The organism is Parapedobacter defluvii, assembly GCF_014642075.1.
GTDB classification, from domain to species: domain Bacteria; phylum Bacteroidota; class Bacteroidia; order Sphingobacteriales; family Sphingobacteriaceae; genus Parapedobacter; species Parapedobacter defluvii.
The window spans coordinates 38,512-53,382 of record NZ_BMIK01000001.1 but is presented as its reverse complement, the minus strand read 5'-3'; the positions used below and the strand labels follow the sequence as shown (position 1 = coordinate 53,382).

9 protein-coding genes are annotated in these 14,871 nt (G+C 48.8%); 1 reads left to right on the top strand and 8 read right to left on the bottom strand.

What is annotated here, in order from left to right; genetic code table 11:
- Window positions 1–5 precede the first annotated feature (5 nt).
- Window positions 6–1,550, top strand: a complete 1,545-nt coding sequence (locus IEX60_RS00170) for a SusD/RagB family nutrient-binding outer membrane lipoprotein (protein ID WP_188746173.1) — start codon at window positions 6–8, stop codon at window positions 1,548–1,550.
- A gap of 50 nt (window positions 1,551–1,600) precedes the next feature.
- Here the strand turns inward: IEX60_RS00170 and IEX60_RS00165 are convergent, their stop codons facing one another.
- The 8 genes from IEX60_RS00165 to IEX60_RS00130 form a co-directional block, all read right to left on the bottom strand.
- Entirely contained in the window at window positions 1,601–3,073 is a 1,473-nt protein-coding gene (locus tag IEX60_RS00165) for a sodium:solute symporter (RefSeq protein WP_188746171.1), read from the bottom strand.
- A gap of 21 nt (window positions 3,074–3,094) precedes the next feature.
- Window positions 3,095–3,910 (bottom strand): N-acetylmuramic acid 6-phosphate etherase, encoded by an 816-nt coding sequence (gene murQ, locus IEX60_RS00160; RefSeq protein WP_188746169.1) that lies wholly within the window; start codon window positions 3,908–3,910, stop codon window positions 3,095–3,097.
- An 84-nt stretch (window positions 3,911–3,994) separates the two neighbouring features.
- Window positions 3,995–4,183: an exo-beta-N-acetylmuramidase NamZ domain-containing protein gene (locus IEX60_RS00155; RefSeq protein WP_188746167.1), complete on the bottom strand. Its 189-nt coding sequence runs from the start codon at window positions 4,181–4,183 to the stop codon at window positions 3,995–3,997.
- Between the two features lie 12 nt (window positions 4,184–4,195).
- Window positions 4,196–5,335 carry an exo-beta-N-acetylmuramidase NamZ family protein gene (locus IEX60_RS00150; protein WP_229717328.1) on the bottom strand — a complete coding sequence of 380 codons (1,140 nt, stop codon included), beginning with the start codon at window positions 5,333–5,335 and terminating at the stop codon, window positions 4,196–4,198.
- 156 nt (window positions 5,336–5,491) lie between these two features.
- On the bottom strand, window positions 5,492–7,747 hold the full coding sequence (locus tag IEX60_RS00145) for a DUF6259 domain-containing protein (protein WP_188746162.1): 2,256 nt from the start codon (window positions 7,745–7,747) through the stop codon (window positions 5,492–5,494).
- Between the two features lie 2 nt (window positions 7,748–7,749).
- A complete protein-coding gene (locus tag IEX60_RS00140; protein WP_229717327.1) occupies window positions 7,750–9,726 on the bottom strand; it encodes an alpha-amylase family protein in 1,977 nt (658 codons plus the stop codon).
- Window positions 9,727–9,731: 5 nt separating this feature from the next.
- A complete protein-coding gene (locus IEX60_RS00135; RefSeq protein WP_188746158.1) occupies window positions 9,732–11,432 on the bottom strand; it encodes a RagB/SusD family nutrient uptake outer membrane protein in 1,701 nt (566 codons plus the stop codon).
- Window positions 11,433–11,536: 104 nt separating this feature from the next.
- Entirely contained in the window at window positions 11,537–14,596 is a 3,060-nt protein-coding gene (locus IEX60_RS00130; protein WP_229717326.1) for a SusC/RagA family TonB-linked outer membrane protein, read from the bottom strand.
- Window positions 14,597–14,871: the final 275 nt, after the last annotated feature.

Sequence of the window (14,871 nt, the reverse complement as noted above, 5' to 3'; positions counted from 1 at the left end):
TTGTCATGAAGATCAGCATCAAAAATATCCTTTACATCGCTGTGGTTGCATTCACATTCGGTGCATGCAGCGACAGCGAGTTTGAAAAGATCAATACCGATCCCAACCGCCCGGCGAATGTACCTACGCCGAGCATTATTCTGGCCGCACAGAAGCAGCTGGTGGACAACATCCGCAACGAAAACTTCTCACTGCGGGGTGCACAGCTTTTCGCCCAATATTACAGCCAGAACATCTACACTGACCAGTCACGTTACGATATCCCGAGGAGCTATGCGGATACCTACTGGGCCAATGCCTACAAAGCCCTCAATAACCTGAACAAGGTAATAAAGCTCAACACGGACGAGGCCACCAAAGCCGTTGCATCTGCCGGAACCGCCGGGTCAAACGCCAACCAAATCGCCATCAGCCGGGTACTAAAGGCGTTCACCTTCCATTCGCTCACGGACGTATTTGGCGATATCCCCTACGAATCCTATGGAAACAACGATCCGGATTTCGAGGCGCTGCAACAGGATCCTGACAATTACACTCCCAAATATGCGTCGCAGCAGAAAATCTACGAAGACCTGCTCAATGAGCTAAAACAGGCTGCGGACACGTTGTGGAAATACAAGGATCAGAATACCTTCGGCAATTCGGACATCATTTACAAAGGTGCCAATGAGTCCTGGGCCCGGTTTGCCAATTCACTGCGGCTCCGGCTGGCTACCCGCATACGTGCGAAGGCTCCCGAACTGGCAACCCAGCATATCGAGGCGGCCCTAGCGCAAGGTGTATTCACTTCCAATGCGCACAACGCTGTTTTCCGTTATGCCGCCAATGCACCCAACGAAGCTCCGCTCTACCGTGCGACGGTCACCGCCAACCGGAAAGACTTCGCGGTATCGCACATCTTGGTGAATGCATTGAAGGGCGAACTCGGCCCGTTCGAGCAGGAAGATCCCAGGCTGCGTGTTTATGCCCTGCCCAACGCCGATGGCCAATACATCGGTCAACCGTATGGCCTTCCACTGGAAGCCGGAGGCATTAACGGGCCCACGGAGATCAGCCTACCCGGAGCAGTGGTCAACGCCGCCGACTTTGGCGAGACGCTTCAGGAATATGCCGAGGTTGCATTTCTCATTGCCGAATACAACAACTGGAGCGATGCGGAATACCGCAGCGGCGTACAGGCATCGCTGGAGAAATGGGGCATTGCCGCAACGGTAGCCAAGGCGTATGCCGATGGCCTGCCACCTGCAAGCCGTGAGACGGTGCTTACCCAGAAATACTTCGCCCTGTTCACGCAGGGGCTGGAAGCCTGGTCCGAGATCAGGCGGACAGGGTACCCGACATTCCTGGTGAAGCCGAACGACATTGTTTGGCAGCGCACCACATCCAGTGGGACAACAACTTACCGCTTTGACCCGATCTTCGGCGATGGAATTCCGCAGCGGTTGTTTTATCCCGCAAAAGAACAAAGCGTGAACCGCGCCAACTACCAAAACGCACTGGCCAACCAAGGCGATGACGTCATCACGACCAAGCTTTGGTGGAATAAATAAATTGAAAGGTTGTCTCGACGCTAAAGGCTATCCAAACGGGTAGCCTTTTCTTATGCCCTCTTGCTGGCGCCCCCGCTAAACCAAAGCATCAGCCAGGTGAGCGCGCCGTTGTAAATGATCAATTCGAAACCGACCGCATAAGTAGTATACGGTACGACAACGTAGGTATTGAGCACGTAGCACAGCGCGGGTGACAACAAGCAGATATAAGGCACCAGCCGGTCGGCCACCTGCCGCTTAGTAAGGATACCAAATGCAAATAACCCCAGCAATGGGCCATACGTATAACTGGCGGCAGTAAAAATCGCATTAACCACGGAGTCGTCATTGATGATCCGAAAGACCATGATCACCAGTAACATGATCAACGAGAACGCGAAATGCACCCGGTTACGGGTTTTAACCAAGGCACGGTCATTGGGATCCGCCTTCTTGTTAAAATTGAGGAAATCCACGCAAAAGGAGGTTGTCAGCGCGGTCAATGCCGAATCCGTTGTTGCAAAGGTGGCAGCGGTCAGGCCCATCATGAAAATAATGCCGGGTACGATGGCAAGGTGATGAAGCGCAATTTCCGGATATAGGTAATCCGGTGTGGGTAAGCTACCTATAGCTATCCCATTTTTACCGGCGTAAATATACAGCAAGGCACCCACCGCCAAAAAAAAGAGGTTAATAACCACAAAAATCCCGGTGAATGTGAGCATATTCTTTTGGGCTTCACCGATAGTCTTCATACTGAGGTTTTTCTGCATCAGATCCTGATCAAGTCCGGTCATGGCTACGGTAACAAAAATCCCTCCGATGAAATGTTTCCAGAAATGAATTCGGTCACCCAGGAAATCGTCAAAAAAAAACATTTTTGAATAACTACTCTCCTTCACCGTCTCGATGGTCTCCAACAGGCCCATTCCCAAGCTATCCGCCATGAAATAGATGGATAACACGACAGCCAGTACCAAAAAGAAGGTCTGCATCATGTCCGTAATGATAATGGTTTTCAGCCCACCCTTATTTGTATATAACCAGATGAGCAGCAAACAGAGCGCGATGGTGACCGCAAAAGGTACGTTCCACGCGTCGAAGATAAACCACTGCAGGATGATGGCCACCAGGTAGAGCCGGAATGCCGAGCCGATGGTACGGGACACCAAAAAGATCATGGCGCCGGTTTTGTAGCTCCGGTGTCCGAGCCGTTCCTCCAAGTACGTATAGATGGAGGTCAGGTTCATCCGGTAGTACAGCGGCAGCAGTACGTAGGCGATGATGAGGAAGCCCACAGCATTGCCCAGGATAAACTGGAAATAACCGAAGTCACTGTTTCCCACCGCTCCCGGCACGGAGATGAACGTCACTCCCGACAAGGCCGTGCCGATCATACCAAAAGCGACCATATACCATTTCGCACTCCGGTTGGCCACAAAAAATGTGGAATTATCTGCCGATTTACGTGACGTAAAATAAGCCACTCCGAGTAGCAGGCTGAAATAAACTACCAAAAAAAGAAGAAGAACTGCAGGTGTCATCCGTAATTAATAGGTTTTTAACTAATGATCCGCCACATGCGAATGTTCAATAGCCTTACGGACACTGCCGTATTTTTCCAGTAGATCCGACGCGGTTTGTGCGTCAATACCGGTTTCTTCCATAATGATCCGGATACCCCGGCTGAACAGTTTATTGTTGGTCAGTTGCATGTCCACCATTTTATTCCCCTTTACACGCCCAAGCTGAATCATCACTGTCGTGCTGATCATGTTAAGCACCAGTTTCTGTGCAGTCCCAGCCTTCATGCGGGTAGATCCCGTGACCACTTCCGGTCCGACGATCACCTCAATGGGGTATCGAGCTTCCGCAGCTATGACCGTATTGGCATTGCAAACCACACAGCCCGTCACCAATCCCGCAGCATTTGCCGCCTTAAGTGCCCCTTTTACATAAGGTGTACCGCCGGATGCAGCAATACCGATGATCACATCTTTATGATTGATGCCATATTCCTGTAAATCAATCCACGCCTGTTCTTCATCGTCTTCCGCAAACTCAACGGCTTTCCGGATCGCGGTATCCCCCCCTGCAATGATGCCGATAATCCAATCATAGGGCACACCGAAAGTAGGAGGACATTCGGATGCGTCCAGGATACCCAAACGACCGCTCGTTCCGGCACCCACGTAAAACAGACGCCCGCCTGCTTTCATCTTTTTCACCGTAGCTTCGATCAAACGTTCAATCTGCGGAATGGCCTTTTGCACCGCATCGGCAACCGTTTGGTCTTCCTTATTGATATTTACCAGTAGTTCACCGATAGCCATCTTATCCAAATCCTGGTAATTCGATTCTTTCTCAGTCGTGTTCGTCATCTGAATATCTAAAAAAAACAATTTTACAAAATTTTCTGTTATCGCGGTATTGAAAATAATGCCACAGTGGGGTAATTGCCCTGCTCAATACAACAGATACCGCTCGCGCATCTGCTTGAAAGATGCAAGTTCGGCAGACCAAGATGGATAGCTATCCGATGGTGTTTTCCCTGCTTTGATCATCTCCATCAGGCAGTTTATGCCTGCCAAGCGATGGAGTACCCGCTCATTTGGCATCCAAGAAAATAGGATCGTATCTAGAAATGCGAACATGATCACAAAGGCTTAGTCGTTATACAAAAGGTATTGCTTCCGGAGCTGCTTGTATTCCGAGAGAGCCGGCTCCCAGCTTTTCTGGATATCCGCTATGGACACCCCATCCTTGATCTGCTGGGCCAGCTTATCGTTTCCGGCTAAGTGTTTGAATGACCCCTTGAAAAACTGGTCCTTGTCTGGATAGGCTTCATATAGTTCTTTCAACCAGGACAAATTGATGCGTCCAGTTTGTGTAAATATGCCCGTGTCGTATGTCCGCAAATCCAACCCATAGCAGGTTTCATTCAGGTGTTTGGGGTTTTCACTCATTCCTGGGATGGACTTAGGCGTGAAAGAGAACGCATAGTTACCCTGAAGCTTAGGGCTGCCCACCACCGAAAAGGCGAATAGCGTGCCCCGCCCCTCGCTGATATCGGTCCCCTCGAACAGGCATGTCGATGGGTACAACAAAATCGCCTGCTGGGTATTCAAGTTGGGAGATGGAGGGATGGGTAGCGTGTAGGGTTTCCCATGGTGGTAATTGAGCATGGGAATCACCTTAATCTTGCACTTCACACCGTTCGCCAGCCAACCCTGGTCGTTGATCATGGCGGCATACTCACCGAACGTCAAGCCATGGGTAATCGGAATGGGATGCATCCCGACGAACGATTCGTTTCCCTTTTCCAAGACAGGCCCGTCTATATAGCCATCGTTCGGGTTCGGCCTATCCAAGATGATCAATTCGATGTCGTTCTCGGCACAGGCCTCCATAATATAATGAAGCGTAGATAGGTAGGTATAAAACCGTACGCCCACATCCTGCATATCGAATATCATCACATCAATGCCCGCTAAATCCGCTTTCGTCGGTTTGTACTTTTCACCAAAAAGCGACACCAACGGCACACCCGTCTTTTCATCTACCTCATCGCCAATCTTTGCTCCGGCACTCGCATTCCCCCGAAAGCCATGCTCCGGCCCAAAGCCGCGTACAATCTCCACGCCGGATGCGAGCAGGCTATCCATGCTCAATTTGTCGCCGATGGTAGAAGTGTGATTGATGGTTAATCCAACCTTTTTTCCTTTCAGGTATGGAACGTATTCCTCCGTTCGCGCTGCACCCACCACGATAGACGCATCAACAACGGCAGCCGACTCTGTCGACACCTGTCTCTGGTTTTGTACACTACCAAATCCACATGATTGTAGCAACAAGCTGCCTCCAGCGACCCATGCTAAAAACTGCAATCTTTTCATCTTTTCTATCACTTCTATTTATAGAATGGCCCCATAGCTCATCATTCGCTACGATCGGTTACCTGTTTATCTCGGCACGAACTCTAAAAAACAGATTCCCAGCGGTGGCAACGTCAAGCTAACCGCCGAATTACCCGCATCATAGTCCATCAGTTTCCGTCGACCGTGTTCGTCATTCACGAAGACCGATCCCGCATCTCCTATACCGTACTCGGCGGGATCCATCACAAAGTCTACGCGATAATCCTGTTTACGGATACTTGCCAATGCCACTGCTGCCTTCCCTTCCTTTGACCGCCAAGCCGACACATATACCGAAGGGAATTTGCTTTCGAAACGGGTAACATTTCCGCTGCGGCCCGCATAAATCGAAAGCCGGGATACCGCAATGGTTTCTTCAGGAACATCAAGGTGTGGCGGCCTCAGGAATTCACCAAAAACAAAATAATCCAAACCCGCTTGGCGAACATCGGCCAATCGCTCGATGAAATCGATCTCCTCTTGGCGGATGGTGTCCAAAAAGGGCTGATAATTGGCAATCATGGGCTGCATACCCCAAACGAATGACCGGGCCTGCTCCATCAGGAATTGAGTGTTAAATTCCGCATCCAAGGGGGTTTCGGTATCGTCAGGCGCCTGCTCTTGCGGCCACATCTCGTCATAGGGCGGGGTAAGCAACGAGGAGTAATTCCCAAATGTGATTCCATACGCATGATAAACGCTCTGAAAAAGCGGGATGGTCTGCCAATCATGTACCCCCGCGTAGCGTTCTTTACTCACCTGTAAGGCTAAAAACACATCCAAATGGGGCAGCCAATTTTCCCCGACGCCCTCACCGGCCAATGCCGGACTTCTGTCTGCCGGAAATTTAGACCGTATCAACCGGTCTTTTTCCGCCACATGCGTCATCCAATAATTCCCCCCTCCTATGGAGTGGCCATGGGTGGGGTCGTAACACCGCCTGTTCAGGCATATCTGATCCATGTATATTCCGCCCACCCCATACTGGTTGATCGCCGTATCAACCAATGAAGCGTATTTTTGTTTCCAAAAATCCGTTGCCTCGCACATGTTGGTCAGTGCTTTATGAGTGAAAATATTATAAACGTGGCTCAGCATATTTCCATTGATGTCTTTCGCAGCAAATCGCTCGGCACCTTCGTTCACCCAACTTTGGGTCGATGGTCCCCATTTCAGTGCATTCATATACACCAACGCATTGACTCCTTTCTGCTGTGCCTCACTTACCGCCGTTTTAAACACCTCGTTGCCGTCCCGCGGCGGGAAATATTCTGGAAACGAATCATCATACGACCCGCCGTGCCACCAATGCCACAGCACACTGACGCGGCTGTTGAGCCGCTTGCCCAAAGCGGTTGCCGGAGGCAGTACATTTGCCGCACGCCCCCGGTTCCATACCCAATAGCTGGTGTTTTCCACCCAGTCGGGTACCTTGCCATTGGCCAAGCGGCTGTCCCTGCACCAATGCTGCTGCTCCGCCCAACGCTTATAGAGCTGTGCCGCCGTAAGCCAATCGCCTTGGAACCCTCCGATTAAAAAGGCATAAGGAGGCTCATAAGAGGTAAGTTGCTGTTCATAGGGAGGGTAGTTGTCAACTCCGTAGACCAACATTCCTGTGCTGTCCACTGACAGCGTAAATGTCTTGCTATAAGCAAGCGAATCATCACTTGCCAGGTAAATACCCGCATCATGCGGGTTGTACAATGTGATAAATTGCATAGACATGTGCCCCGGGTACTCCCACGCAAATCCACCACCGCCCGGCGTCAATACGGCACGTGGCGATTTGAGCAATGCCCCCATCCAGTCCGGTACAGCTAACTCTTCTTCTCCCAAATCTTTCAGCCCAGCTATCCGTGGAAACGTCACTTTACGGATCAACGTTCCAGCGATACCGTCAACCCGGATGCGCCAGGCAGACATCGCCGAATCGGGAAGCAAATCCACGTAAGCAGTGACACGGAAATCTGTGGGAAGTCCTTCAAACCCAGCCCAGGTTAATTCCAACCCATTAGCCTTTTGCGAAGTGGTGAAATTTGAAGCCGCACGGGCATCAATTCGCCTGGATTTTTCCGTTCCATCGATGATAATCTCCCAAGGCGATCCTCCTGAAATAATTTCATCGACCAAAAAGGATGCGTTTTCTTTCACGGACACCATTTTTTCGAGCTCGCCGCTTGCGCGCTTGAATACCAACTCAAATTTGCCATTTGACAAACGTTCAACGCCTCCGACCTGCGCGTAACCGGTATGGAGACCGACGAGCGTGGAGATTAGGAAAAATATGAAACAATACTTCATAACTAATGCTTTAAGTCATCTTTTACTAACCTGAATATCCGGGTTGATTTCGCTTTCATAGATACTTCAAAAGAATCCCCGGTGGCAATTACCGCTTCGGAATCAGGATCAATTACCTTGGCGCGGAATGGCAATTTAATCAATTTGTCTCCACCGTCAGCCGTATGCAGGCATATCCATCCCCTTCCCGCGTATAAAACATCCGTTCCCCCTTCCAGATAACGGTGCACGCCGGCTCTTCCAAGCAACTCACTGATCTCAGGCGCATCCCACTGAATCTTTGCATCCATGCGTTGCACCTCCCCATCGGGTTGATATACCGTAGATCGAACACCGTCTGTCCAAACCATCCAAGCACCTTGCCTAGTGGCCTCCTCCAGAAAGGATTGCTCTTCGTCGGTCAACGACAGCAGCCCCATATACCACACCACCTGATATTGCCCTGCTTTAACCGCATCCAGGTCTTCGCGTAAATACAGATCATACGGCGCTCCGATTTTGCCCAACGCGTACCGGTTACGCAATAAGTTGCCCGTAAGCTTACCGAATGAAGCATCCATCGCACCCAGTTTCTCGTCAACAATCACGGCTACCTTAGGTGCCATTGCTGGAAATGCCTCATCCGGATAGCGCTCGAAAAAACGTTGTCCGGACGCAATGATATGCATTAATTTTGGATCGCTGAACCATCCGCCCCACATATCAAACCACCATCCTCCATAACCGTAGGCTAGCATACGTCCGAGGTTCTTCCACAGCAACGCTTCCGATTCGTCCATCGACTTAGGTCCTAACCACACCCCATCTGTATACGCGGTACCTTCGGGTTGAATGTGCGGAGCCCGATCACGTAACAGGGTGGTGATGGATGTGCGTGTGTCATTTTCCGCTAACCACAGCTTACCATGCAACTGTACCGATTTGATGGCCGCAAAAGGTGCCCAATCTTCACCAATAACACGATGATAGTCGTTCGGACTGGACAAGTAATCTAAATCGGGGCACCGAAGCAGCTTGGCCAATGCGCCGTGCCCGCGGCGGGGATCATCCACAAAGTAATGATACCCGTAAAAAGCACCTGTAAGTAATCTGCCACGGCTTGCTTCCTTCACAATACGGCAGAAGTGCGCGATATTATCGGCCGTGGTTTCTCCGTGGAAAACAAAGGTGTCAAAGACCTGTCCCGCCGTATCGGGAAGGCGCCATCGATCGGTCCTCACTTTTCCACTGATATCACCCAACTGCGCATTCTCGAATGTCACGTCGTGGCGATTCCAGGACCGCCTCAACCGTTCAACATCGCCGCTATAGCGCGTCCGCAACCATTCCCTGAAGCTTTCAAGCCTTACAGAACTTTCATCGTAAAACTCATCCCTGAAATGATACATCCATTCTTCGGTTAGGCCCCCCGCTACATGGATGCCAATCAGGTGTTTGGCATAAGGTGATTGCTCCAACCAACGCACCAGTTGGGCCAGTATCTTACCGGCCTCTTCCTTCCAAAGCGTACTATACATGCTAGTCCGAAACGTGGAACCGTCGGGTTGCAGGCTTGCACTCTCCGGATGCAATGTTTCCCACCATACCGGTGCATCCAAGTGAATTCGGATGATCGCCATTGCATTGGAATCTGAGGCAATCAGGTCATCAAAATCTTTACGAATACTCGTATAATCCAATTTATTTTCGCCCACCCAAATGGGTGAGCGAAACGGTTTGATACCCGAAATCGAATTAATACCCCGATCACCCAGGTAGGCAGGGATGTTGTATAAATGCAGCCCCACCTTTTCCATTTCCTGGTAGAATCTAGGTTCGCCGAGGTATGACATGTAGGCATACGGGGGGTATGCAGTCCCGTTAACGAACAAGGCAGGGACACCTTCCCGATTTTTCACTTCCGCTAACGGCAATTGCACATGACAACGCACGCAAAGCAATCCTATGAATAAACAGGCAATACAATAAATCGTCCTCATCCGTCTCAATACCCTGGGTTTTGCTCAAGAACCGCGTCTTTGTTGGCTTCAATTTCCGAATACGGGATGGGCCACAGTTGATGGTAATCCTGGATCTCGTCCTTATTCAAGGTATTGTACTTACGTACCCGCTCTACTAGTTTTCCTGTCCGGTGCAGGGTGATGCGCCGGGGCTCCTCATAGACAAGTTCCCTTGCCCGCTCATCCAGAATATAATCCAGGGTAACATCTGCCGGTTCCACCGGTGTCGCTTTTGACCGCTGTCTGACTGCATTGATGTCGTTGGCCGCATTTTGCTGATCGCCTTTCCCCAGATACGCTTCCGCTCTCAGTAAATAGGTTTCCGCCAAGCGCATCATATAACGGTCGCGATACAATGCTCCGGCCGTATTTTTAATGGTACCAAGGCTTTTATCCACATACACACCGTCCGGGTGTTGCCCCGGTGTCGTAATTTTAGAAGGGTGGGGATACCACCGCCATGGTTGTTCTATCAATGTTGAACCGGGATTTTCCACCGCACTTTTGCCATACCAAGCGGAAGCCGGGTTCGTATACACTAAATCGCGCACAATATTATGGGGCGCATTCCGGATGTCGTTGTTCCAATCACTTTCCCAAAGGTCATACAGGAAGAAATCTGTATTCATCATCAGCGAAACGCCTGCCCCTCCCGTATTATAGTCCGACATGGGAACGCCTATGGCACCTTCTTCCCCATCGGGATCCCTAAGTGTCAACCAAGATGCAGGGCCCGCCACCCGCTCTAATGTGTGCATGTGTGCATAGCCGCCTGTGGATTCCAGTATTCCTCCCGGTATATCCGTTTCATATTGAATCACCCATAATGCTTCTCTATTACCACTGCTACGGTTCTGATTGCCTACACGGAACAGGTCCCAATAAACGTCGCCCGGCTGGGTGAAATTCAGGAGCTCATCTTGTGGGTTTTGATTCACCATGCTTCCAAAACGATTTTGCATCAAATCGGTATTGGGATCGTCGATGACCACCGAGGCTGCTGCGATGGCTTCATCGTATCTTTCCAGGGCAATATAGGTTTCCGCCAGTAATTGCTGCGCGACCAGGTTGGATACTTTACCATCCGTCACCTGGTTGATCGGCGGCAAATTGTTGGCGGCTTCTGTCGCATCGGAAATAATCTGTTCGAGAACTTCGGCTTTGGATGCCCGCACGAAATCGGCCTTAGGTGCGGTAACCTCTTCGGTTATCAACGGCACACCTCCCCACAGATACACCAGGAAACGATAGGCAAATGCCCGGAAAAATTTGGCTTCCGCAGTAATGAGTGTTTTTTCGTCGTCTGTAAGACCCGAATTGCCAACCCTTGCTAGAATTGTGTTGGCATTACTAACGATCTTGTACCAACTCCTCCAGTGCAATAATACATCACTGTTAGTGGGTACCAGGTAATTGGTATGCCCGCCGAAACGAGCTGTAAGCTGATACCGTCCGTCCTGGGCGATATCGGTAGCGGTGAGATAAGGTTTGTATTCCGTAGCCGCATAACAGATTGTTCTTACTTTGGCGTACAGATCGGTTAACCCCCGCTGATAATCGTCATAGCTCACAAAACTATTTTCCGGGCTGTAAAAATCCAGCGGTTTTTCTTCCAGGACATCCTTACAGGAGAAGCTCACGGAAAGGAGAATCAGGCAAGAGAAGGAAGTTAATATCTTTTTCATCTGATTAAATTTTTAACAGTGATGAAGCTTACATGAGCTATTTTAAACATATCCTTTTTTGAATGACAGCTCATGCAGGTTTCATATGATTGACTTTCTAAAAATTATAAACTAAGCTCAAGACCTACATTTAGTGATTTCATTACGGGATAGGCGTCACTGTTGATGCCTTGGCCGGTTTCCGGATCCCATCCATCCCACTTCGTAAAAGTTAAGAGGTTTTTACCACTTACATTTAGTTTGAGATTTTTGAGTCCTATTCTGTTGATCAGCGAACTATTAAACTGATAAGCAAGCGAAACGTCCTGCAATCGCACAAAGCTCCTCGAATAATAAGGGGTGGGATTGATTTGCGGCACGGTCCATCCGGTGGCATATTTGCCGGTTGGGTTGCTTACAGACCATAAATCGTAATTAAAGGTATTCAAATTGGCAAAATTACCGGTTGATGCCACGTTGGCGGGTACATTGGCACCCAGATATCCGTTCTTTCCACCTTGAATGGCATTGATGAAAAAGCGGAAGGTAATGTTTTTATAGGTCAGTCCACTTTGAATACCAAAGAAGTATGCAGGTTCGGTCTGGCCAAGAAATACACGGTCTTGATCTGCGGTTATCTTCCCGTCTTCATTCTGATCTACGATACGATAAGTCCCCGGTTGATAGCCGGTCATCACGTCATCATCAAGCTGCCAGATGCCATCAATCTGGTAATGATAGACGGTACCTATTGATTTTCCAATAAAAAGGTTACTGCCAATCAGGTCGTCTTCCTTTCCGTCATTATTCTTATCTTCACCTAAAAGACTCATAATTTTGTTGGTATTGCGCGCAAAATTCAGGTTCACATTCCATTCAAGATTATCCGTTCTCACCGGGATTGTGGATAATATGATTTCGATTCCCCTATTCTTAAGTCTTCCGACATTACTTGAGATGGAAGGAAATCCGGTGATTTCCGGTATGACTACATTCCACAATAAATCGGTAGTTTCCGTATCATAGTAGTCTATGTTTCCGCCGATTCTGTTACTGAATAAGCTAAAATCTATGCCGACATTAAGCCCTTTCGTTTTCTCCCAGCTCAGGTTATCATTGGCAAGAGAACCCATTGACTGCCCCATGGCGGTACCCGACCCGTCACCGAAGACATACTTTGAAGCATCATCGGTAGTCACCCGGGCCAACGAACTATACCGGGTCGTCATATTGCCGTTTACCCCATAGGTTCCTCTTAATTTTAGGTATTCAAGATTGGGGATCGACACAAACGGTTCATTGGATAGCACCCAACTCGCACCTACAGAGGGGAACAGGGCCGATTTATTATTCCTGGAAAACCCGCTGAATCCATCTTTACGTAAGGTAGCGGTCAGCATATAGGTATCCCGGTAGTTGTAATTTATCCTTCCCATCTGATACAGGAAGGTTTCTTTCCACGCATCTGAGCTTGTCCTTTGAATTTCTGCCTGTTCCAGACTGTTGTATGAAAGTGAGATGTTAGACACATTGGTTCCTTCTGCCAACGTAGATTCAAACTGGTTTCTCCGGTAGCCTGCAACCAAGGTGGCTGATATGCCGTGGTCTCCGAATCGGTTTTCATAAGAGAGGATGTTATCAAACGTCATATCGAACCGTTGCTGATTGCTTTTTGATATTGCTCCAGCCAGATTCGCAGCATAGGGACTGCCATAATAGTAATTCTCCAACAAAAAATCGTTACCCAGATTTAGCCGGTATTCCAAGCCGGGAATCTGGGGGATTTTTACGATTCCGTAGAATGTTCCGTTGATCCGGGTTTTCAGGTCTTTATTATCTGCGGCCGCATCAAGAAATGGATTAATGATATTGGTCGCTCCCGTCGGGTATATAATGTATTCTCCGTTTTCGTCTTTGGGTGTAACAAACGGACTAGTCAATTTCATAGCACCCATATTCGGGTAAATACCCGAATAGTCAGTAAACGCACCGAACGTATTTGCACCCACAGTTAGCCATTCGGAAATCTCTGTACTCACATTGATCCTCGCAGTATTTCTTTTATAATTGTCATTCATCAAAAAGCCCCTTTGCTTCGTAAACCCGCCTGACAAATAATAAGAAGTTTTTTCAGTACCCCCGCCTATTGTTAAGGCATGATCGGTGATGAAACCGGGGTTTGTCAGTGCGCCCCACCAATCATAGTCGGTTCCATCCTCGATCCCCCTCACGTTTTCCGGAACAAGTTCGGTATCCGAAAAATCCCAATCGGGATTGGGCTGTGTGTAGTCCGGGGCCAGGTAGGAGTTTTGATAGTATATATCCCGAATGATTTGTTTCTTTTCTTCGGCATTACGCAACCTCATATCAGAAGTTGGGGTCTGAGACGCCAGGTAGGTCGAATAGCTTATGGTCGGTTTCCCTTTTTTACCGCCCCTGGTTGTGATCAACATGACGCCATTGGCAGCCTGAGCTCCGTAAATGGCTTTACTGCTGGCATCCTTTAAGATGTTTACCGATTCAATATCCGCGGGATTCACATCGCCAATTCTTCCATTGTAAATAATGCCGTCCAACACAATCAATACCGCCGTGTTTCCATTGATGGTATTTCTTCCTCTGACCGCAATAGATGGTTCCGCTCCAGCTTGATTCGTTTGCCCGATTTGTAAACCTGGCACGGTTCCTTTGATAGATTGTAAAATATTGGTATTAGGCGCCTCTTTGAACGCCTCAAGATCAGCGGTAACAACCGCACCTGTCAGATCAGATCGTTTCATCGTACCATACCCTACCACCACCACTTCATCCAGACTTTGGCCGCTGGCTTCCAAGGTGACGTTCAATGTAGCCCCGCTGACCACGATGTCTTGCGACGCATAGCCAATCATCGAGAAACGAAGTGTTGCACCCGTTTGCACTGAAATACTGTAATTACCGGCTTCGTTGGTACTTGTTGCAGCTTCACTGCCGACAACGGATATACTCACGCCAGGCAATGGCAATCCGTCTGTACCAATAACCCGCCCGCTCACCGTTTGCTGCACTACCAAATTTAGCGGACTTACTGTGATGGCGCCTCTTGTTAAAGCAGAACTGAGCATCCCCTTTTCCCCCTTAAAACCGAAGGCCCACAGTGGAATACCCAGTACAATCATCATTGAAAATTGTATCGATTTTCTCATTTTTAAAGCGTTTAATTAAATGAATGGTATAATAAAATGGTTTGAAATAGTATCCAATATCAGCACAATAAATAACCCTTCACATTGCTTTATACGCATTGAGATCGTCTGACCGATAAACAAAGCCACAACATTCCCTATAAGCATGTTCGTATGGTTTCTCTTCATAATTACATGTACGGGGAGGTTTATCCCGCAACAATACCACAAGTATAGGAATATCTTTTCATAAATTGCATGTTTTTGCATTTTTTATTTTAATAACAACAATAAAA

Bases quoted from the DNA above. Each gene is read 5' to 3' on its own strand.
- IEX60_RS00170 (WP_188746173.1), top strand. From the start codon at position 6: ATGAAGATCAGCATCAAAAATATCCTTTACATCGCTGTGGTTGCATTC.
- IEX60_RS00165 (WP_188746171.1), bottom strand. From the start codon at position 3,073: ATGACACCTGCAGTTCTTCTTCTTTTTTTGGTAGTTTATTTCAGCCTG.
- murQ (WP_188746169.1), bottom strand. From the start codon at position 3,910: ATGACGAACACGACTGAGAAAGAATCGAATTACCAGGATTTGGATAAG.
- IEX60_RS00155 (WP_188746167.1), bottom strand. From the start codon at position 4,183: ATGTTCGCATTTCTAGATACGATCCTATTTTCTTGGATGCCAAATGAG.
- IEX60_RS00145 (WP_188746162.1), bottom strand. From the start codon at position 7,747: ATGAAGTATTGTTTCATATTTTTCCTAATCTCCACGCTCGTCGGTCTC.
- IEX60_RS00140 (WP_229717327.1), bottom strand. From the start codon at position 9,726: ATGAGGACGATTTATTGTATTGCCTGTTTATTCATAGGATTGCTTTGC.
- IEX60_RS00135 (WP_188746158.1), bottom strand. From the start codon at position 11,432: ATGAAAAAGATATTAACTTCCTTCTCTTGCCTGATTCTCCTTTCCGTG.
- IEX60_RS00130 (WP_229717326.1), bottom strand. From the start codon at position 14,596: ATGAGAAAATCGATACAATTTTCAATGATGATTGTACTGGGTATTCCA.